Origin of the sequence: Kitasatospora sp. NPDC056651 (assembly GCF_042792155.1) — a bacterium.
Lineage (GTDB): Bacteria > Actinomycetota > Actinomycetes > Streptomycetales > Streptomycetaceae > Kitasatospora.
Genome location: NZ_JBHTWX010000037.1, coordinates 36115 through 57443 on the forward strand (window position 1 = coordinate 36115; position 21329 = coordinate 57443).

At 73.5% G+C, this 21329-nt stretch carries 16 protein-coding genes; 4 read left to right on the forward strand and 12 right to left on the reverse strand.

The annotated features are described in order from the left end of the window. Positions 1–73 precede the first annotated feature (73 nt). The 4 genes from infB to rimP form a co-directional block, all read right to left on the reverse strand. Positions 74–3190 (reverse strand): translation initiation factor IF-2, encoded by a 3117-nt coding sequence (gene infB, locus ACFRAR_RS16850; RefSeq protein ID WP_380698825.1) that lies wholly within the window; start codon positions 3188–3190, stop codon positions 74–76. A gap of 230 nt (positions 3191–3420) precedes the next feature. Further along, complete coding sequence (locus tag ACFRAR_RS16855) at positions 3421–3714, reverse strand: YlxR family protein (protein ID WP_380698826.1); 294 nt, start codon at positions 3712–3714, stop codon at positions 3421–3423. Positions 3715–3790: 76 nt separating this feature from the next. After that, the gene (gene nusA / locus ACFRAR_RS16860; RefSeq protein WP_380698827.1) at positions 3791–4792 is read right to left on the reverse strand and encodes a transcription termination factor NusA; all 1002 of its coding nucleotides are present in this window, start codon (positions 4790–4792) and stop codon (positions 3791–3793) included. A 55-nt stretch (positions 4793–4847) separates the two neighbouring features. Next, positions 4848–5387: a ribosome maturation factor RimP gene (rimP, locus tag ACFRAR_RS16865; RefSeq protein ID WP_380698828.1), complete on the reverse strand. Its 540-nt coding sequence runs from the start codon at positions 5385–5387 to the stop codon at positions 4848–4850. 294 nt (positions 5388–5681) lie between these two features. Between rimP and ACFRAR_RS16870 the strand changes: the two genes are divergently transcribed. Next, the gene (locus ACFRAR_RS16870; RefSeq protein ID WP_380698851.1) at positions 5682–6641 is read left to right on the forward strand and encodes a ferritin-like domain-containing protein; all 960 of its coding nucleotides are present in this window, start codon (positions 5682–5684) and stop codon (positions 6639–6641) included. 84 nt (positions 6642–6725) lie between these two features. Then, positions 6726–7655, forward strand: a complete 930-nt coding sequence (locus tag ACFRAR_RS16875) for an aminoglycoside phosphotransferase family protein (RefSeq protein ID WP_380698829.1) — start codon at positions 6726–6728, stop codon at positions 7653–7655. On the opposite strand, the gene ACFRAR_RS16880 is transcribed toward ACFRAR_RS16875, so the two are convergent. From ACFRAR_RS16880 to dxr, 5 genes are all read right to left on the reverse strand, one after another. After that, entirely contained in the window at positions 7629–8207 is a 579-nt protein-coding gene (locus ACFRAR_RS16880) for a GNAT family N-acetyltransferase (protein ID WP_380698830.1), read from the reverse strand. The two genes, ACFRAR_RS16875 and ACFRAR_RS16880, sit on opposite strands and share 27 nt — an antisense overlap. A 67-nt stretch (positions 8208–8274) precedes the next feature. Beyond that, positions 8275–9150 (reverse strand): GNAT family N-acetyltransferase, encoded by an 876-nt coding sequence (locus tag ACFRAR_RS16885; protein ID WP_380698852.1) that lies wholly within the window; start codon positions 9148–9150, stop codon positions 8275–8277. A gap of 165 nt (positions 9151–9315) precedes the next feature. Continuing rightward, positions 9316–10476: a flavodoxin-dependent (E)-4-hydroxy-3-methylbut-2-enyl-diphosphate synthase gene (gene ispG, locus ACFRAR_RS16890; protein WP_380698831.1), complete on the reverse strand. Its 1161-nt coding sequence runs from the start codon at positions 10474–10476 to the stop codon at positions 9316–9318. Between the two features lie 138 nt (positions 10477–10614). Then, entirely contained in the window at positions 10615–11919 is a 1305-nt protein-coding gene (locus ACFRAR_RS16895) for a M50 family metallopeptidase (protein WP_380698832.1), read from the reverse strand. 107 nt (positions 11920–12026) lie between these two features. Beyond that, entirely contained in the window at positions 12027–13268 is a 1242-nt protein-coding gene (gene dxr, locus ACFRAR_RS16900; protein ID WP_380698833.1) for a 1-deoxy-D-xylulose-5-phosphate reductoisomerase, read from the reverse strand. A gap of 69 nt (positions 13269–13337) precedes the next feature. Here dxr and ACFRAR_RS16905 point away from each other — a divergent pair, with 69 nt between their 5' ends. Continuing rightward, positions 13338–14006, forward strand: coding sequence for an NAD(P)H-binding protein (locus tag ACFRAR_RS16905; protein ID WP_380698834.1), 669 nt, complete (start codon positions 13338–13340; stop codon positions 14004–14006). A gap of 117 nt (positions 14007–14123) precedes the next feature. On the opposite strand, the gene ACFRAR_RS16910 is transcribed toward ACFRAR_RS16905, so the two are convergent. The 3 genes from ACFRAR_RS16910 to ACFRAR_RS16920 all read right to left on the reverse strand — a co-directional run bounded on the left by ACFRAR_RS16910 (position 14124) and on the right by ACFRAR_RS16920 (position 19590). After that, a complete protein-coding gene (locus ACFRAR_RS16910) occupies positions 14124–15566 on the reverse strand; it encodes an aldehyde dehydrogenase family protein (RefSeq protein WP_380698835.1) in 1443 nt (480 codons plus the stop codon). A gap of 210 nt (positions 15567–15776) precedes the next feature. Continuing rightward, on the reverse strand, positions 15777–17345 hold the full coding sequence (locus tag ACFRAR_RS16915) for a PucR family transcriptional regulator (RefSeq protein ID WP_380698836.1): 1569 nt from the start codon (positions 17343–17345) through the stop codon (positions 15777–15779). A gap of 172 nt (positions 17346–17517) precedes the next feature. Beyond that, entirely contained in the window at positions 17518–19590 is a 2073-nt protein-coding gene (locus tag ACFRAR_RS16920) for an ATP-binding protein (RefSeq protein WP_380698837.1), read from the reverse strand. A 241-nt stretch (positions 19591–19831) separates the two neighbouring features. Here ACFRAR_RS16920 and gabT point away from each other — a divergent pair, with 241 nt between their 5' ends. Then, the gene (gene gabT, locus ACFRAR_RS16925; RefSeq protein ID WP_380698838.1) at positions 19832–21172 is read left to right on the forward strand and encodes a 4-aminobutyrate--2-oxoglutarate transaminase; all 1341 of its coding nucleotides are present in this window, start codon (positions 19832–19834) and stop codon (positions 21170–21172) included. Positions 21173–21329: the final 157 nt, after the last annotated feature.

Genomic DNA, 21329 nt, shown 5'->3' on the forward strand with positions numbered 1-21329 from the left:
ATGCCCCCACAACTGTGTCCCGGGGGCGGGTCGCGGGTAACACCCCCCTTCTCCCGGCCCCGGCTGACACCGACTAGGCGCGCGGCTTCTCGCGCATCTCGTAGGTCTCGATGATGTCCTCGACCTTGATGTCGTTGAACGACCCCAGGGTGACACCGGCCTCGAAGCCCTCGCGGACCTCGGTCGCGTCGTCCTTGAAGCGGCGCAGACCCTCGATGGTGAGGCCCTCCGCCACGACCTTGCCGTCGCGCAGCAGGCGGGCCTTGGTGTTGCGGCGGATGATGCCGTCGCGGACCAGGACACCGGCGATGTTGCCGAACTTGGAGGAGCGGAAGACCTCGCGGATCTCCGCGGCGCCGAGGCGCACCTCCTCGTACTCCGGCTTGAGCTTGCCCTTGAGGGCGTTCTCGATCTCCTCGATCGCCTGGTAGATGACCGAGTAGTACCGGACGTCCACGCCTTCCTTGTCGGCCGCGGTGCGCGCACGGCCTTCGGCGCGCACGTTGAAGCCGATGATGATGGCGTCCGAGCCCATCGCCAGGTCGACGTCGGACTCGGTGATCGCGCCGACGCCGCGGTGCAGCACCCGGAGCTCGACCTCCTCGCCCACGTCCAGCTTGACGAGGGCGTCCTCGAGGGCCTCGACCGAACCGGAGACGTCACCCTTGATGATGAGGTTGAGCTGCTCGATGGAGCCGGCGGCGATGGCCTTGTCCAGGTCCTCCAGGGACACCCGGACCCGACGCTGCGCGAAGGCGGCGTTGCGGTCGCGGGCCGAGCGCTTCTCGGCGATCTGGCGGGCGGTGCGGTCCTCGTCGACGACGATGAAGCTGTCGCCGGCGCGGGGCACCGAGGTCAGACCGAGCAGCAGCACCGGACGGGACGGGCCGGCCTCGGCGAGGTTGTTGCCGTTCTCGTCCAGCATGGCGCGGACGCGGCCGTAGGCGTCGCCCACGACGATCGAGTCACCGACGCGGAGGGTACCGCGCTGGACCAGGACGGTCGCCATGGCGCCGCGGCCCTTGTCCAGGTGGGCTTCGATCGCAATACCCTGCGCGTCCTGCTCGGGGTTGGCCCGCAGGTCGAGCGAGGCGTCCGCGGTCAGGACCACGGCCTCCAGCAGCTGGTCGATGTTCAGACCCTGGCGCGCGGAGATGTCGACGAACATGGTGTCGCCGCCGTACTCCTCGGCCACCAGGCCGAACTCGGTCAGCTGGCCGCGGACCTTGGTCGGGTCGGCGCCCTCGACGTCGATCTTGTTGACGGCGACCACGATCGGCACATTGGCGGCCTTGGCGTGGTTCAGCGCCTCGACCGTCTGCGGCATGACACCGTCGTTGGCCGCGACCACCAGGATCGCGATGTCGGTGGACTTGGCACCACGGGCACGCATGGCGGAGAACGCCTCGTGACCCGGGGTGTCGAGGAAGGTGATCGGGCGCTCTTCGCCGTTCACCATCGTCGCCACCTGGTAGGCACCGATGTGCTGGGTGATGCCACCGGCCTCGCCGGCCACCACGTTGGACTTGCGGATCGCGTCCAGCAGTCGGGTCTTACCGTGGTCGACGTGACCCATGACGGTGACGACCGGCGGGCGCGGGGCCAGCTGGTCCTCGTCGCCCTCGTCGGCACCGAAGTCGATGTCGAACGACTCCAGCAGCTCGCGGTCCTCGTCGTCCCGGCTGACGATCTCCAGCTGGAAGCCCATCTCGCCGGCCAGCAGCTCGAGGGTCGCGTCGGAGACCGACTGGGTCGCGGTGACCATCTCACCGAGGTTGAACATGACGGAGACGAGCGCGGCCGGGTTGGCGTTGATCTTCTCCGCGAAGTCCATCAGCGAGGCGCCGCTCGACAGGCGAACGGTCTGGCCGTTGCCGCGAGGCAGCATCACACCGCCGACGGACGGGGCCTGCATGGCCTCGTACTCCTGGCGCTTCGCCCGCTTCGACTTGCGGCCACGCGCCGGGCGACCGCCCGGGCCACGACCGAAGGCGCCCTGCGTGCCACCACGGGCACCCGGGCCGCCGGGACGACCGCCGAAGCCGCCGGGACGCGGGCCGAAGCCGCCACCGCCGCCGGGGGCACCGCCACCGGGACGCGGGCCGCCGAAGCCGCCGCCACCGGCCGGACGCGAGCCCGGACCGGCCGGACGACCCTGGAAGCCGGGACGGGCACCGCCGGCACCCGGACCACCCGGACGGCCGCCGGGGCCACCCGGACCACGGCCACCCGGACCCGGACGCGGGCCGGCCGGACGCTGCGGCATCATGCCCGGGTTCGGGCGCGGCATGCCGGACGGGGTCGGGGCGCCGGGGCGCGGACCAGCCGGACGCGGCATGCCGTCGGGACGCGGAGCGCCACCGGGACGCGGCGCACCGGCACCCGGGGCACCGGCCGGACGCGGACGGTCGCCACCGGGACGCGGCGCACCGGCACCCGGAGCGCCGGCGGGACGCGGACGGTCGCCACCGGGACGCGGCGCACCGGCACCCGGGGCACCGGCCGGACGCGGACGGTCGCCACCCGGACGCGGACGGTCGCCACCCTGGGCACCACCCGGACGCGGAGCACCGCCCTGACCGCCCTGACGGCGGTCGCCGGGGCGGCCCATGCCGGTGGCGCTACCCGAGGTGAACGGGTTGTTGCCCGGACGCGGACCGGCCGGACGCGGGCCCGGACGGGCACCGCCGGCGGCCTGGCCACCACTCGGGCGCGGGGCCTGGGCGGCGGGACGCGGGGCCTCGGCCGGAGCCGGCGAGGAGAACTCGGCCGCGGGCGCGGCCGGGGCCGCCGGAGCGGCGGGACGCGCGGCCGGGCGCGGGCCCGGAGTCGGCGCGCCCGGCTTCGGGGCGGCGGGGGCGGCCGGCGCGGAAGGCGCGGCGGCAGCCGGGGTCGGACGGGGACCAGGGGTCGCGCTGGGGCGCGGACCCGGGGTCGGGGCGCCCGGCTTCGGGGCACCCGAGCCGGCCGCGGGGGAGGGCGCCGCGGGCTTCCGCGGGCCCGGCTTGGCAGCGGAACCACCACCGGTGGGGGCCACACCAAGCGCGTCAGTCAACTTGCGTACGACCGGCGCCTCGATCGTCGAGGACGCCGAACGGACGAACTCACCGAGCTCGGTGAGCTTGGCCATGACGGCCTTGCTCTCCAAGCCGAGCTCCTTGGCGAGTTCATAAACCCGGACCTTAGCCACTTCACTCCTGTCTATGAGTCCGGGGGTCTCGTCCGCCGGACTGTCGCTACTTCATGGGCGTACCCATCGCGTACTCATCGCGTACTCATCGAGTGCTCATCGCAATCTCGACCTACTTCCACATCGCGAGGTACCTGACTGGTGGCACGGCGCGCGGCTGCCCGCGCGCTGTGCTTTGTTGCGGTGGTTCTCCGCCGCGCGAGCGGCGACCGTCGCGGGAGGCGGTCCTGCTAGGAGGCTTCGCCGGCCCGCTCCCCGATGAACTCGCGGAGCCGCTCCGTGTCGAGCGCGCCCTGGAGCCGGAAGGCCCGGGGGAACGCCCGACGGCGGACCGCGAGGTCAAGGCAGCCGGAGTCGGGGTGCACGTGAGCGCCCCGGCCCGGCAGTGCGCCACGGGGATCAGGGACGCACTCGCCCTCGACCGCCGTGACACGCAACAGCTGGTGCTTGGCCGCTCGCTTGCGGCAGCCCACGCAGGTGCGTTCCGGGCGTGCTCGGACATGCGTCCGGCCAGACGAAGGCAAGTCTACCCCTCCGAAGCGACATGGCGCCGCCCTGCCGGTCCCGGAGGACCGACGAGGGCGGCTTCGACAACACTGACTACCGGGCCTGCGACTCTTCGGCCTGGCCTTCGGTGTCCGGACGGATGTCGATCCGCCACCCGGTCAGGCGCGCGGCCAGGCGGGCGTTCTGCCCCTCCTTGCCGATCGCCAGCGACAGCTGGTAGTCCGGCACGATCACCCGGGCGGAGCGCTGGACGGCGTCCACGATCTCCACGCTGGTCACCCGTGCGGGCGACAGGGCGGCGGCCACCATCTCCCGGGGGTCCTCGGACCAGTCGACGATGTCGATCTTCTCGCCGTGCAGCTCGCCCATCACCGCGCGCACCCGGGAGCCCATCGGGCCGATGCAGGCGCCCTTGGCGTTCAGGCCCTGGCGGCGCGACCAGACCGCGATCTTGGTCCGGTGGCCGGCCTCACGGGCGATCGCCGCGATCTCGACGCTGCCGTCCGCGATCTCCGGGACCTCCAGCGCGAACAGCTTCTTCACCAGGCTGGGGTGGGTCCGCGACAGCGTCACCGACGCCCCGCGCACGCCCCGGCGCACGGCCACCACGTAGCACTTCAGCCGGGTGCCGTGGCGGTAGTCCTCGCCCGGGACCTGCTCCTGCGGCGGCAGGATGGCCTCCAGCTTGCCGATGTCGACCAGCACGTTCTTCGGGTCGTTGCCCTGCTGGACGACACCGGTGACGATGTCGCCCTCCTTGCCCGCGTACTCACCGAAGGTCTGGTCGTCGGCGGCGTCGCGCAGACGCTGCATCATCACCTGGATGCCGATGCTGGACGCGATCCGGCCGAAGCCGCTCGGGGTGTCGTCGAACTCCTTCGGCTCGACGCCCTCGTCCAGCTCCGCCGGGTCCTCCATGGCCCACACCGTCACGTGGCCGCTCTTGCGGTCCAGGTGCACCCGGGCCCGGCGGCGCGAGCCCTCGGTGCGGTGGTACGCGGTGAGGAGGGCGGACTCGATGGACTCGACCAGCAGGTCGAAGGGGATGTTCTTCTCGTTGACCAGCGTGCGCAGGGCACTCATGTCGATGTCCACGGCTACGCCTCCTCGTCTTTCGTCACGTTCGTCATGGTCGTACGGCACCGGTGGTTCACTCGGCGCCGTCGTCCCCCTCGTCGAAGTCGGCAGCCGCGTCCAGGAGCGCGTCGTCGTCCTTGCGGTTGAACTCGACCTGGACGCGCGCCCGGGCCACCTCCGCGTACGCCAGACGGCGCTCCTTCGGGCGGCCGCGCCCCTTCACCGGCTGCACCTCGACCAGTGCGCCGTCCTCGTCGGCCTCCAGGACCCGGGCGACGATCTCCCCGCCGTCCGCCAGGTGGATCCTGGCCAGCCGGCCCTCGGCCCGCTGCCAGTGCCGGGGCAGGACCAGCGGGCGCTCCGCGCCCGGCGAGCCGACCTCCAGCAGGTACGCCTCGTCCCCCATCAGGTCCGACTCGTCCAGGGCCTCACCGACCACGCGGCTGAACTCGGCGATGGCGTCCATGTCCACACCGCCGTCGGTGTCGACGTCGATCTGCACCTGCCGACGGCTGCCCGCCCTGGTGACCCTGACGTCCTCCAGATCCAGTCCGGCCTGCTCGGCCAGCGGCTCCAGCAACGCTCGCAGCCGGTCGGTGTGGGTGGTGCTCATCCGGGTGGACTCCTCGGCCGCGTCTGCTGTTGTCAGAAGGTCGCCCCGCGCCCTCGGCGCCACACCGGGTCACGGCAGCTCGGCCCAAAGCCTATCCGGTGAAGCCCCGAACCACCGATTCCGGACCTCCGGCCACCCCTCGTACGCCACCCACTGCGAGCAAGCTCACACCGGCCGGCGCCCGGCACGGCGTCCCCGAACCGGGTCCGGGAACGTGGGGATTCTGTAATGATTCACGCCTACGAGGGGAGGCGGGGAGGCCGTCCTCTCCGTACCCGCCCCGGAGTGACCCCGATGCAGCCGCCCAGCCGACGGACCGTCCTGTCCCTCGGACTGCTCACCACCCTCACCGCCTGCACCAGCGGCTCCGACGAGCACCACACCACCGCCGAACCGCCGCGGGACCCGGACACCCCCGCGCGGCTGCGCGCGGTCGCCGCCACCGACCGTCTGCTCGGCGCCTACGACGAGCTGCTCGCCGCCCCGGGCGCCCGGACCGCCCTGCTCCAACCCCTGCGCGAGGACACCGCGCAACACCGCGCAGCCCTCGTCCAGGGCCTGCTGACCGCCTCCGCCTCCGGCTCGGACACCCCCGCGCCGACCGCCACCCCGGCCGGCCCCGCCGCCACCCTCGCCACCCTCGCCGACCTGGCCGCCCTGGCCGCCCTGGAGCGCCGGAGCGCCGACTCCCACCTCCACGACCTCGAAGAGGTCGGACCGGACCTCGCCCGGCTGCTCGCCGCCATCGCCGCCTCCGAGGCACTGCACGCCGCGGCCCTCGGCGACCAGACCCCCGTCGCCGCCCCCGAGGGCCGCACCGCCACCAACCCCGCGGCCACCGCCGCCGCCGTCCCGGCCATCCAGACCGCCCTCGGCGCCGAGCACGCCGCCGTCTACGGCTACGGCGTGGTCGGCGCCCACCTCCCCGACGACCGGCAACGCGCCGACGCCCGCGGCACCCACGCCGCCCACCAGGCCCGGCGCGACGCCTGGCAGCGGCTGCTGGTCACCGCCGCCGCCTCCCCGGCCCCGGCCGCCGGCGGCTACCAGCTGCCCTTCCCGGTCGCCTCCCCGGCGGACGCCACCAGGCTCGCCCTCCACCTGGAGACCCGGCTGACCACCGTCTACGCCGACCTGGTCGCCACCCTCCCGGCCCCCTACCGGCCCCGGGCCGCCACCGCCCTGTGCGAGACCGCCCTGTGCGCCCGCCAGTGGGGCGCCCCCGCGACGGCGTTCCCGGGCGTACCCGGCTGACGTCCCCCGGCGGCCGGGCGGGACGCGCGGCACTCGCCCGGCCGAAAACCCGGCACCCCTCACCCAAACCCCGACAATGGACCCATGTCGGAAGCCGAAGCCATCATCACCGTCCCCAGCCGGCTGACGAACACCGTCACCGCCGCCCACGGCGAGGCCGGCCGCCGGTGGCTGGCCGCCCTCCCCGCCAGGGCCGCCGACCACCTCGCCCGCTGGAACCTCACCCTGGAACGGGTCCTCGACCCCGGCGGCAGCCTCAGCCTGGTCGCCTACGTCCACCGCGAGGACCTCTCCCCCGCCGTCCTCAAGGTCGGCCTGCCCACCCCCGAGACCGCCCACGAGCACACCGCCCTCACCCACTGGGCCGGCCGGGGAGCCGTCCTGCTCCTCGACTCCGTCCCCGCCGAGGGCGTCCTCCTGCTCGAACGCCTCCACGGCGAGATCCCGCTGCGCTCGCTCGCCGAACCCAAAGCCATGCTGGAGGCCACCAGCCTGCTGCACCGCCTCTGGGTGGAACTCCCCGAGGGGCACGCCCTCCCCGACGCCGGGCAGCGGATCGCCGCGGCCACCGCCACCGCCGGCCACCTCGCGGCGGGCGCCGACCCCGTCGCCGCCGAAGCCCGGCCGCTGATCGCCGAGGCCCTGGACACCGCCCGCGACCTGGCCGGCTCCGCCGACGAGTCCTTCCTGCTGCACGGCGACTTCCACCACGGCAACGTCCTGGCCGCCGACCGCGCCCCCTGGCTGGCCATCGACCCGCGCCCGGTGGCCGGCGAACGCGCCTACGACCTGGCCCGCCTCGTGCTGGACCGCGCCGACACCCTGATCGGCTCCCCCGGCGCCCCCGCGGCCGTCCGCCGCCGGCTGGGCCGACTCTCCGAGGCCCTCGAAGTCGACCGGGACCGGCTGCGCGGCTGGACCCTCTTCCACGCCGTCGACCTCGCCCTGCGCGCCCTCACCGCGGGCCGCCGCGAGGACGCCGAGCTCTCACTGGAGTTCGCCGGCGCCCTGTGAGTCCCGGACCGCGGCCCCACGCAGCGGCAGTCGCGCGCCCATCACCGCGTACAGCCGGTCCGTCGCCGGGAACCGCACCGCCCGCGCCAGGTCCTGGTACCCCAGCGCCCGGTACAGCCGCCGCGCCGGCGTCTCGGCGTCGATCGCCGAGAGGATGCTCCGGTCCAGACCCGACCGCTCGCAGAGCGTCCGGATGATCCGCGAGCCGACCCCCTGCCCCTGGAACTCCGGCAGCACGTGCAGCTCGGTGACGGCGAAGACGCCGTCCAGCCAGTCCCCGTACCCCCGGGCGGTCAGATGGGGCTCGATCACCGTGCTCCACCAGTGCTCCCGGTGGTTGGGCATCCCGTACCCGAACCCGACCAGCCGCCCGCCGCTCGTCGCGCCGAGCGCGATCACCCCCGGCTGCAGGGCGTGCCGGCCCACGATGTGCAGTCGGACCGCGACCTCCTCGGGCGTCAGGCCGAACGCCACGGCCTGGACCTCCAGCGCCTGCGGCGCCCAGGCGGCGAGGTCGATGGGCCCGATCGTCACACCGGTCAGCTGATCCATGCTCCGGACGTTACTACCAGCGGCCCCACGGCGCGGCCGAAGATCCCAACCGGGCCGCCCGCAGCGGTCAGAAGAGCACGCTCATGAACGCCCCGACCTCCCGGAACCCCACCCGCCGGTACGCGGCCCTGGCCCGCAGGTTGAAGTCGTTGACGTACAGCGACACCACCGGCGCCACCTCCCGCAGCGCGACGTCCAGGACGGCCGCCATGCCCGTCTCGGAGAGCCCCTGCCCCCGGTGCTCCGGGGCGACCCAGACCCCCTGGATCTGACAGGCCCCCTCCGTCACCGCGCCGACCTCCGCCTTGAAGACGACCTGGCCGTCCTCCCCGAACCGCGCGAACGACCGTCCGTTGGAAACGAGTTCGGCCACCCTCGCCTGGTAGAGGAGCCCGCCGTCCCCCGCCAGCGGCGACACCCCCACCTCCTCGGTGAACATCGCCACGCAGGCCGGCATCAGGGTCTCGACCTCGTCGCGCCGCACCCGGCGCACCAGCGGGTCCGGCGCGATCTCCGCCGACGGCACCGAGGTCGCCAACAGCGGCTGGTGCGCCCGGACTTCCCTGGGCGGTCCCCAACTGCGTTCCAGCAGCGCCCAGAAGGCCGCCGTGGCCGCCGCCGGCCCGACGATCGAGGAGCAGCGCCGGCCCTGCCGACGGGCCCGCTCGGCGAACGCCGCGACCGCCTCCGACCCGGCGTTGACCAGGACCAGGTTCGCCCCGGCGTAGCAGAGCGCGTCCAGCACTCCGTCCCCGTCGTACCAGCCCCACATCTCCCCGCCGAGCCGCCACGGGTCCAGCCCGACGGCCTCGACCCGGGTCGCGACGAACGCGTTGGCGACCGGGTCGCGGCGGAGGATCTCCAGGGCGTCCCCGAGATCGGGCGGCTCCAGCACGCGGGTGGTGGCCAGGGCCCGGGCAGCCTGGAAGGAGCTCGGGAGCATCACACCTCGATCGAGCATCGAGACAGCACCTCACTGAGACGACTCTGGCCGCACCCTACTCCGTGGCCCCACCCGGCTACGGCCGCGGGGCCGTCCGCGAACGGACGGCCCCGCTTCCGGAAAACACCGCGCGGGCCCTCCCGCGCGGTCATGACTGGACGGAGGTCACTCCCCCGCGACGACGGTCGGCGCCCCCGCCTCGACGCCCTCCGCCTGCATCTGCTCGGCGAGCTTGAGCGCCTCCTCGATCAGGGTCTCGACGATCTTCGACTCCGGCACGGTCTTGATGACCTCGCCCTTGACGAAGATCTGGCCCTTGCCGTTGCCGGAGGCGACCCCGAGGTCGGCCTCGCGGGCCTCGCCCGGACCGTTCACGACGCAGCCCATGACGGCCACCCGCAGCGGCACCTCCATGCCCTCCAGCCCGGCGGTGACCTCCTCCGCGAGCTTGTAGACGTCCACCTGGGCGCGGCCGCAGGACGGGCAGGAGACGATCTCCAGGCCGCGCTCGCGCAGCCCGAGCGACTCCAGGATCTGGGTGCCGACCTTGATCTCCTCGGCCGGCGGGGCGGACAGCGAGACGCGGATGGTGTCGCCGATGCCCTCGGCGAGCAGCGCGCCGAAGGCGACCGCCGACTTGATGGTCCCCTGGAAGGCCGGCCCGGCCTCGGTCACGCCGAGGTGCAGCGGGTAGTCGCACGCGGCGGCGAGCTGGCGGTAGGCGTTGATCATCACGACCGGGTCGTTGTGCTTGACCGAGATCTTGATGTCGCGGAAGTCGTGCTCCTCGAACAGCGAGCACTCCCACAGCGCCGACTCGACCAGCGCCTCCGGGGTGGCCCGGCCGTACTTCTCCATCAGGCGCTTGTCCAGCGAACCGGCGTTGACGCCGATCCGGATCGGCACGCCCGCGTCCTTGGCGGCCTTGGCGATCTCGCCGACCTTGTCGTCGAAGGCCTTGATGTTGCCCGGGTTCACGCGCACCGCCGCACAGCCGGCGTCGATGGCGGCGAAGACGTACTTCGGCTGGAAGTGGATGTCCGCGATGACCGGGATCTGCGACTTCTTGGCGATGATCGGCAGCGCGTCGGCGTCGTCCTGCGACGGCACGGCGACCCGGACGATCTGGCAGCCGGACGCGGTGAGCTGCGCGATCTGCTGGAGCGTGGCGTTGATGTCCGAGGTCACCGTGGTGGTCATCGACTGCACCGACACCGGGGCGTCGCCGCCGACCGGCACGTTGCCGACCATGATCTGCCGGGAGTGACGGCGCTTGGCCAGGGGCTTGAGCGGCAGGGACGGAATACCGAGCGAGATCGCGGTCATGTGCGCAGGGTTCCCCGAGGTTGAGGTGTGGGCGGCCTCCTGGCCGTGACACGGCCGAGGCCGGGCGCGCGGACGATCGCGCACCCGGCCCCCACGGTACGGCACAGCGCCGGGCCGGAGCATCCCCCGGTGCGGCGGCTAACCGATCTTCACCGGGTTCACGAGGTCGGCGACCATCACCAGCAGGGTGAACCCGATGAAGACGCTGGCCACCACGTACGCCACCGGCATCAGCTTGGCGACGTCGAACGGGCCCGGATCGGGCCGGCGGAACAGCCGGGCGAGGCGGCGCCGCACCGCCTCCCAGAGCGCTCCGGCGACGTGCCCGCCGTCCAGCGGGAGCAGCGGCAGCATGTTGAAGAGGAAGAGCGACAGGTTGATGCCCGCCAGCAGGTACACGGCGGTCGCGACCCGCTGGGTGGCGGGCACGTCCATCGAGAAGACCTCGCCGCTGACCCGGGCGGCGCCGACCATGCCGATCGGCGAGTCCGGGTCGCGCGGGGCGTCACCGACGATCGCGTTCCACAGCCCGGGGATCTTCCCGGGCAGGGCGACCAGCGCCTTCACCCCGGTCTCGGCCTGGTCGTACATCCGGTCGACCGACTGCCCGAGGCTCAGCTGGACCACCCCGGACGCGGGAGTGAACCCGAGGAACCCGGCCTGGACGGTCTGGCCCTTGAGCGGGACGTTGTTGCCGTCGTACTTCTGGACGTCGTTGACCGCGATGGTCGGGTTGAGGGTGAGCTGCTCCCCGGCCCGCTCGACCACGATCGGGACGGTCCGGCCCGCCGACTTCCTGATGTCCGCCTGGAGCTGGTCGTAGGTGCGGATCCGGTCGCCGTCGAAGGAGAGGACCTTGTCGCCCGCCTTCAGTCCGGCCTGGGCGGCCGGGGTCAGCGGGGCACCCTCCGGGCAGGTGTCCCTGGGCGCGCCCGCCTTGACGACGCACTTCTCGACGCTGCCGATCGTCGGCACGGTCATGCTGACGCCGAAGCCCATCATCACGGTCAGGAAGAGCCCGAACGCCAGGATCAGGTTCATGAACGGCCCGGCGAACATCACGATGACGCGCTGCCAGGGCTTGCGGGTGTAGAAGAGCCGGTGCTCGTCCCCCTCCTGGAGCTCCTCGTAGGAGGCCTCACGGGCGTCCTCGATCATGGTCCGCCAGGGCGAGCTGCTGCGCTTGGTGATCCGGCCGTCCTCGCCCGGCGGGAACATCCCGATCATCCGGATGTACCCGCCGAACGGGATGGCCTTGATGCCGTACTCGGTCTCGCCCTTCCGGCGCGACCAGAGGGTCGGGCCGAAGCCGACCATGTACTGCGGCACCCGGATGCCGAACAGCTTGGCCGTGGAGAGGTGGCCGAGTTCGTGCCAGGCGATCGAGATGAGCAGCCCGATGACGAAGACCAGGATGCCGACCACCGTCAAAACCGTTGCCACCGCTGGTCCTCCGTCATGCTGCTCCGCTCATCGTCTTGTCCTACCTGCTCTTGGGACCCGAGGGCGCCCACCACCACGGCCGGCGCCCCCGGGCCGTCAGCCGACCGTCAGCCCGCCGCCAGCTCGCGGGCCCGGGCGCGCGCCCAGTCCTCCGCGTGCAGGACGTCCTCCACCGTCAGGGAAGTTCCCGCCGCCGAACCGCCGTCCCGCTGCCCGTGCTCGGCCACGACCTTGGCAACAGTGTCCACGATCGCGGTGAAGGCGAGGCGGCCCTTCAGGAACGCGTCCACGCACTCCTCGTTGGCCGCGTTGAAAACCGCCGGACTGGTGCCACCCAGGGTGCCCACCTCGCGGGCCAGCTCGACCGCCGGGAAGGCCTCGTCGTCCAGCGGGAAGAACTCCCAGGTGGCGGCCTTGGTCCAGTCGCAGCCGGGGGCGGCGTCCGGCACCCGGTCCGGCCAGCCCATGCCCAGCGCGATCGGCATCCGCATGTCCGGCGGGCTGGCCTGGGCCAGGGTCGAACCGTCGGTGAACTCCACCATCGAGTGCACCACCGACTGCGGATGGACCACGACCTCGATCCGGTCGAACGGCACGTCGTACAGCAGGTGCGCCTCGATCACCTCCAGGCCCTTGTTCACCAGGGTCGCGGAGTTGATCGTGACGACCGGGCCCATCGCCCAGGTCGGGTGCGCCAGCGCGTCCTGCGGGGTCACCCCGGCCAGCTGCTCGCGGGTCCGGTCGCGGAACGGGCCGCCGCTGGCGGTGACCACCAGCTTGCGCACCTCGGCCCGGGTGCCGCCGGCCAGCGCCTGGAACAGCGCGGCGTGCTCGGAGTCCACCGGCACGATCTGGCCCGGCGCGGCCACCGCCTTCACCAGCGGGCCGCCGACGATCAGCGACTCCTTGTTGGCCAGCACCAGCACCCGGCCGGCCTTCAGCGCGGCCAGCGTCGGCCGCAGGCCGATCGAGCCGGTGATGCCGTTCAGCACCGAGTGGCACTCCAGGGCGGCCAGCTCGGTCGCCGCGTCCGGGCCCACCAGCACGGTCGGCAGCGGGCGGCCCGCCGCCTTCGCGGCCAGCGCCTCGCGCAGCGCCGGCTCGGCCGCCGGATCGGCCACCGCCACGGTGTGCACGCCCAGCCGCACCGCCTGCTCGGCCAGCAGCTCCACCCGGCCGCCCGCCGCCGACAGGGCGACCACCCGGAAGCGGTCCGGGTTGCGGAGCACCACGTCGATGGCCTGGGTGCCGATCGAACCGGTGGAGCCGAGGATCACCAGCTCTCGGGGGCCGGAGGGGTCCGCCACGGTGGGCGTGAAGCGCAGCTGCGGGTGAGCGAGCGAAGTCATGCGCCCATTGTGGCCTGTTCGCGGCACTCGCCAGGACGCCCTCCGGTCCTCCGGTCTACCGTCGGAACCATGCGTACCGTCATCGCCGGGGGCCACGGACAGATCGCGCTCCGGCTGGAACGGCTGCTCGCCGCACGCGGCGAGCGCCCCGCCGGAATCATCCGCCGCCCCGAGCAGGCCCAGGACCTCCGCGACGCCGGCGCCGAGCCGCTGCTGCTCGACCTGGAGGCCGCCACCGCCCGGCAGCTCGCCGAACTGCTGACCGGGGCCGACGCGGTGGTCTTCGCCGCCGGCGCCGGACCGGGCAGCGGCGCCGCCCGCAAGAACACCGTCGACCGGGACGCCGCCGTGCTGCTCGCCGACGCCGCCGAACTCGCCGGGGTCCGCCGGTACCTGATGGTCTCGGCGATGGCCGCCGACGCCGCCGCGCACCACCCCGCCGACGAGGTCTTCGAGACCTACCTGCGGGCCAAGGGAGCCGCCGACGACGCGATCCGGGCCCGGGCCGCGCTGGACTGGACGGTGCTGCGCCCCGGGCGGCTCACCGACGGCCCCGGCACCGGCCTGGTCCGGCTGGCCCCGTCGGTCGACCGCGGCGCGGTGGACCGGGAGGACGTGGCCGCCGTCCTGGCCGCCCTGCTGCGCGAGCCTGGCACCGCCGGGCTGACCCTGGAGCTGGTCGCCGGGAACGCCACCGTCGAGGAGGCCGTCGCCGCGGCCGCCGGACACGACGGCTGAACCCCGGACGGGCGCCGGAACGGCGGGAGGGCCCGGTTCGACGGACGAACCGGGCCCTCCCGCTGACGGCACCCCTACTGCTGCGCCACCGCGTCTACCGCTGTGCCACCGCGTCGATCAGAGGTCGAGGCCGGTGAGAACCATGATCTTCTCGACGGTGTAGTCGTCCATCGCCCACTTGACGCCCTCACGGCCGACACCGGAGTCCTTGACGCCGCCGTACGGCATCTGGTCGGCGCGGTAGGACGGCGCGTCGCCGATGATCACACCGCCGACCTCGAGCTCGCGGTGAGCACGGAAGGCCGTCTGGAGGTCATGGGTGAACACGCCCGCCTGGAGGCCGAACGCCGAGTCGTTGACGGCCGCGAAGGCCTCGTCCACGCCGTCCACCCTGTGCAGCGACAGCACCGGGCCGAACACCTCGGACTTGGCCAGGATGGCGTCCTCGGGCAGATCGGCCAGCACGGTCGGGGCGTAGGTCGCGCCCTCGCGGACACCGCCGGTCAGCAGCTTGGCGCCCTTGGCGACCGCGTCGTCGACCCAGGACTCGACGCGCTTCGCGGCGTTCTCGTCGATCAGCGGGCCGACGTCGGTCGCGTCGTCGCCCGGGTCACCGGTGACCTGCGCCTTGACCTTGGCCACGACCTTCTCCGCCAGCGCGTCGTACACCGACGCGTCGGCGATCACCCGCTGCACCGAGATGCAGGACTGGCCGCCCTGGTAGTTGGCGAACATCGCGATCCGGCTCGCCGCCCAGTCCAGGTCGGCCTCCGAGGACCAGTCGGCGAGCACCACGGCCGCGGCGTTGCCGCCGAGCTCCAGCGTGCAGTGCTTGCGCGGCACCGAGTCCAGGATCTGGTAGCCGACCTTGTCCGAACCGGTGAAGGAGATCACCGGCAGGCGCTCGTCCTGCACCAGGGCCGGCATCCGGTCGTTCGGCACGGTCAGGATCGACCAGGAGCCGGCCGGCAGATCGGTCTCGGCCAGGATCTCACCCAGCACCATCGCCGACAGCGGGGTCGACGGGGCCGGCTTCAGGATGATCGGGGCGCCGACCGCGATCGCCGGGGCGATCTTGTGGGCGACCAGGTTCAGCGGGAAGTTGAACGGAGCGATCCCGAGCACCACGCCGCGCGGGAAGCGGCGCACCACCGCGAAGCGGCCCACGCCGCCCGGGTCGGTGTCCAGCCGCATGGTCTCACCATTGGTGCGGCGCGCCTCCTCGGCGGCCCAGCGGAAGACCGACGCCGCGCGGCCGATCTCGCCGCGGGCCCACTTGATCGGCTTGCCGTTCTCGGCGCTGACCAGCTGTCCGAGCTCCTCGGTGCGCTCGACCAGCCGCTTGGCCACGTGGTCCAGGGCGGCGGCACGCTGGTGCGCCGGGGTGGCGGCGAACACCGGCAGGGCGGCGACGGCGGCGTCCAGCGCCTCCTCGACCTGGGCCTCGGTCGGGATGCTCACCCTGCCGACCAGACGGCCGTCCCAGCTGTTGCGCACCTCGAAGTCGGCGTCACCGCTCGCCCGGCGGCCGGCGAGCCAGAAATCGTACGTGGTGGTCACCGTGGTACCGGCCTCTCCTCGTCTGTCCTACGGCCCACGGACGTGGGACCCGGATTTGAGGGTAGGCGGGGCGACGCGCCGACCGGATTGGCCGACTAGGAGCGTTCGCCCCCGGGGCCACTCCACCGCGTCCTACCGCCGCGCCGGGTGGCGCGGCCTTCAGCGCTGGGTGGCGCGGCCTTCAGCACCGGCGCTTCGGGGACCGGCCCCTCACTCCTCGCCGGAGCGGAGCGCCAGCCACAGCTCCATCCGCACGTCCGTGTCGTCCAGCGAACGGCCCAGCAGCTCCTCGACCCGCCGCATCCGGTAGCGCAGCGTGTGCCGGTGCACGCCCAGGTCGGCCGCGGCCGCGTCCCACTGGCCGTGCCGGGACAGCCACGCCCGCAGCGAGGCCACCAGGTCCCCGCGGGCCGTCCGGTCGTGCTCGCGCAGCGGCCGCAACAGCCCCTCCGCGAACGCCGTCACCGCGTCCTCACCGAGCAGCGGCAGCAGCGAACCCGCGCCGACCTCCTCGTGATCCACCGACCGGCGTCCGCCGCGCAGCGCCACCGCCAGCGCCCGCTCCGCCTGCGCGTGCGCCGTCCCGGCCTCCTCCAGCCCGGCCGGAGCCGAAACGCCCAGCGACAGGCCCTCGTGCTCCTCCACCGCACCCAGGCAGGCCCGGTGCACCGCGCCGTTGTCCAGCGCCAGCACCATCAACCGCGGCCCGTGCGCGCCGTCCTCCCGCGCCACCAGCAACTTCTCGCCCACCCGGGCACCCGCCTGCTCGGCCCGGTCGCCCAGCTCGCCGAGCGCCTCCGCGGCATCCGCGTTGGCCGGCCCCGCCCCGGCGACCAGCACCCGTATCGTCCCCTCCGGCATCCCCCCGAACAGCCCCACCGCCACCTGGCGGGCCGTCGCCACCTCACCGGCCAGCACCATCCGCAGCAGCGCCGCACCCATCCGCTCCTCCGCCTGCCGCAGCTCGCGCGAGCGCTCCAGGGTGAGGGTCAGCAGCGCCACCGCCGCGTTCAGCACGTACCGCTCGGTCGGCGTGATCCGGTCCTCGGTCCCGACCGCCAGGAAACCCCGGGCCCGCCGGTCCGCACCCAGCGACTGGACCACCACGTAGTCCTCGTCCGCCGTGTCTATCCCCGGCGCGCGCCCCTGCAGGGCCGCGCTCGACGGCGCCGGCCGCCGACGCAGCCGGTCCACCTCGGCCGCCAGCCGCCCCGCCCGGCGCGCCGCCCAGTCCGGAGCCACCACCGAGAGCGCGCCCGACCCGTCGTACAGCGCCGCCCAGCCACCCAGCCGGGCCGCCAGCCGACGGACCACCGCCGTCGTGCCGTCCTTGCCGAGCGCCGCCCGGGTCAGCTCCTCCTGCGCCTCGAAGCTGGTCGTCACCGCCTCGTACTGCTCCGCGGCCAGCGCCGCCGACACCACCTTGCTGATCGCGATGAACGGCGTCGGCTCCGGCACCCGCAGCAGCGGCAGCCCGCGCTGCGCCGCCGCGTCCACCAGCGGCTGCGGCACCTCGGTGTGCGACAGACCCACCCCGAGCCCCAGCCCGACCACCCCCGCGTCGGCCAGCCGGTGCACGTACGCCTGCAACCGCGCCGCCGTACGGCCCAGCTTGATACCGGTGGTGAGCAGCAGTTCGCCGCCCTCCAGGAACGGCGTCGGATCGTCCAGCTCGCTGGTGTGCACCCAACGGACCGGCCGCTCCAGGTGATCCGCACCGGCGAGGACCGTCAGGTGGAGCGAGGTGTTGCGGACGACGGAGGCGAGTGTGGGGGGCATGGCACCTTCGGAGGATCGACCTGACCGCGCCGTTGCGGCCGGGCGAGGAGAGGGACGTGGGACTGGTGAGGGTCTCTCCCCTTCATTATGGACGCCCCGGACAAGCCGCACTGCCGAATCCACCTCGAAGGCGACTTCCCCAGCGGCCCCGCCCCACCCCGCCCTCCCCTGTTCATCCCCTGAGGTCCACCAGCAGCGGCGGCACCTGCTCCCCCGACACCGCCGTCAACGACACCACCGCGTGCCCGGCCGGCAAGGCGTGCGCCAGGTCCGACGGCGACCACCGCAGCCGCTCCACGTCCCGCGTCGTCACCGACTCCGTCTGGGCCGTCGTCCCCGACAGGGCCTTCCGCCCGATCCGCCCGGCCCGCCTGACCACACCACCGGAGGTGTCCGGGGTGTGGGTGACCGCGGTCTCCTGCACCAGGTGCGTCCCCCAGGCCTCCGAAAACAGCTTCCCGTCCCACGGCGCGATCCCCGGGAACGCCATCCGGCAGCCGACCGCGCCGAACAGCGGTGCCCGCAGCGCCTCCGGCAGATCCACCAGCGTCCGCAGCAGCAGCACCGCGCCCGCGTTCGCCCCGCGCATCCGCTGCAGCCCGCGCACCGCGGTCGCGTCCAACGCCGCCGAGGCGTCGTCCACCACCAGGCCCGCGAACAGCGAACGGTCCTCGCGAGCCGCAGCGGCCTGCACGAACTGCCCCACCACCAGCCGGGACAGCATCCGCGCCGCCTCCGGGTGACTCCGCTCGGGCAGCTTCACCCGCACCCGCAGCGGATGGTCCAGCACCCGCATCGCGAACGGCGGCCGACCGGTGCCGTCCGTCGCGAAGGCCCCCTCGAAGGCGGGCCGGTCCAACAGCGCCAGCCGGTCCGCCAGCAGCGCCCCCGGGTCATCCGCCCGGTCACGCTGCCGCTCCCGGTACTCCAGGTCCCGCTCGTGGACGGCCAGCAGACCGGCCACCCCGAGCGCCTTCACCAGGGCCGCCGACGCGTCCGACTCCCCGGCCAGCAGCGCCCGCAGCTCCCGCACCCCCGGATAGCGGGCGTACGCCGCGTGAAAGGGGCCCACCACCTGCTGCAACGCGGTACGGGCGTGCTCCGCGCGGGCGGTCAGCTCGTCCGGCAGCAGCGCCTCGGCCAGCCGGGCCGCCGCCTCGTCGGTGTTCTGCGCGGCACCGTAGAGATCCAGCCCGTACAGCGAGACCCCGTCCCCCGGCGCGATCACCACGTCGTACCAGGAATCCGGGCCGAGATCGGCGTCCGCCGCCCCGACCACCACGGCACAGGCAGTGCCGGACAGCGCCTGCAAACACAGCGCCTCGGCCACCGGCCGCGCCAGCCGCGCCGTCTTCCCCGTCCCGGCCGGACCCACCGCCAGCAGCGACGTGCCCAGCACCGCCGGGTCCAACGCGAAACCGGCAGCCCGGTGGCCCAACGGGTTCTTCGGGACGTCCTGCGCGGTGCCGAGCCGGACCTGACCGAGCAACAGGTCGTGCTGCTCGGCGCGGCCGGGCAGCTCGCGCACCTCGGAAGGGTGCGCGAAGGCCGCCGCACCGCGGGCCGCGACCTGCTCGGCGAAAGCGGGCACGAACACCGGGTCCGCCTGCGCGGACTCCCAGGCGCGCTGGATCCGCACGTAGTCGACGTCCCCCACGACCTCGGCGTCCAGCCGGGCGGCAGCCTCGGCGGCACCGCCCCGGCGCAGCCCGTCCCACGGGTCCTGCCCCCGCACGGCCTCGGCCACCACCGGGACGTCCTCCTCGACGGGCTGCTCGCGCGTCACCGTCCGCGACAGCAGGGGCGAGACGTAACGGCGCCACACCTCGGGCCAGCGGCCCATCCGGCCGAAGGCCTTGAGGACGATGCCCATCACCAGGGCATTCAGCGCGAGGACCACCGTTGTCGCGACGAATGCCGACTGCGACGGAAGAATGCCGACCAGTGTCGCCCCGTCCTTGGCGAACTCGACGCCGTAGACAAACGCCAACCACCCCACCACCGCGTTCAGCCCCGCCCGCAGCAGCAGCGGCCAGGTCGCGACCTTGGCCGCCTCCGCCCGTTCCGGGTCGATGCGGCGGTAGCCGAGCCGGTAGACGCCCGGGTCGGCGGCGGGGCGCGGGGCACGGGCCCAGGCCGCGAGGTCGAAGGGGGAGGTGGCCGTGCCGGGCCGTTGGTGGGGCAGGGGGGCCGGGGGTCTGGTGGTGGTGCGCTCGCCGTGGTGGTGTGACCCGTCTTGTGCCATGTACGGCCCCGCTCCCTCGCCCGCCCGCCCCGACCGCCGTCGGTGCCGCCATACCCATGCCGCCGTACCGGCGACACGCCCGCGCTCAGGGTAGTGGAGCGCGGCCTGCGGGAAGTTGCGCCGCCTGCGCTGGCCGTGCCGGACAAGTCGGACGGCGCACTGCTACCGAGTGGCGCGTGCCCGGGTGGGGAGGGCGGCCGTAGCCTGCGAAGCACCGAGCCGAGAAGTCTGGAGAAACCCCATGAGCGCCGCAACGCCGCTCCCGCAGGAGCGCCGCCTGGTCACCGCGATCCCCGGTCCGAAGTCGCAGGAGCTGCACGCCCGCAAGCTGGGTGCGGTGGCGGCCGGTGTCGGCACCACCCTGCCGGTGTACGTGTCCCGTGCCAACGGCGGCGTGCTGGAGGACGTGGACGGCAACTCGCTGATCGACTTCGGTTCCGGCATCGCCGTGACCAACGTCGGCAACAGCGCCGAGGCCGTCGTGGCCCGGACGACCGAGCAGCTGGGCAACTTCACCCACACCTGTTTCATGGTGACCCCGTACGAGGGTTACGTGGCCGTCGCCGAGCAGCTGAACGAGCTGACCCCGGGTGACCACGAGAAGCGCACCGCGCTGTTCAACTCGGGTTCCGAGGCCGTCGAGAACGCGGTGAAGATCGCCCGCGCCTACACCAAGCGCCAGGCCATCGTGGTGTTCGACCACGGTTACCACGGCCGCACCAACCTCACTCTGGCGCTGACGGCGAAGAACATGCCGTACAAGCAGGGCTTCGGTCCGTTCGCCCCCGAGGTCTACCGGGTGCCGGTCGCCTACCCGTACCGCTGGCTGACCGGTGCGGAGAACGCCGCCACCGAGGCCGCCGCCCAGGCGATCGATACCATCAACAAGCAGATCGGCGCCGAGAACGTCGCGGCGATCATCATCGAGCCGATCCAGGGTGAGGGCGGCTTCATCGAGCCGGCCAAGGGCTTCCTGCCGGCGATCGTGGAGTTCGCGAAGGCGAACGGCATCGTGTTCGTCGCGGACGAGATCCAGACCGGCTTCTGCCGCACCGGCCAGTGGTTCGCCTGTGAGGACGAGGGCATCGTCCCGGACCTGATCACCACCGCCAAGGGCATCGCCGGTGGTCTGCCGCTGTCCGCGCTGACCGGCCGCGCCGAGATCATGGACGCCGCGCAGACCGGTGGCCTGGGTGGCACCTACGGTGGCAACCCGGTGGCCTGCGCCGCCGCGCTGGGTGCCATCGAGACCATGAAGGAGCAGGACCTCAACGGCAAGGCGCAGCGGATCGGCGAGATCATGCTGGGCCGCCTGCGGGCCATGCAGGAGAAGCACGAGATCATCGGTGAGGTCCGCGGCCGCGGCGCGATGATCGCCGTCGAGCTGGTGAAGCCGGGCGGCAAGGAGCCGAACGCGGAGGCCACCGCGGCCATCGCCAAGGCCTGCCACGCCGAGGGCCTGGTCGTGCTGACCGCCGGCACCTACGGCAACGTGCTGCGCTTCCTGCCGCCGCTGGTCATGCCGGAGCACCTGCTGAACGAGGGCCTGGACATCCTGGAGGGCGCGTTCGCCGCCGTCTGAGCGGTGACGCCCGTCAGGTCGTGAACCCCCTTCCGGAGGGTTGTCCGGACAGCGCTGAACGGCCCGTGGGGACCTCTGGTCCGCACGGGCCGTTCGGTTTCCCGGGTGCGCCGTACGGGTGGTCCGGGATGGCCGACGGGGCGCCCCGGAGGCTGTC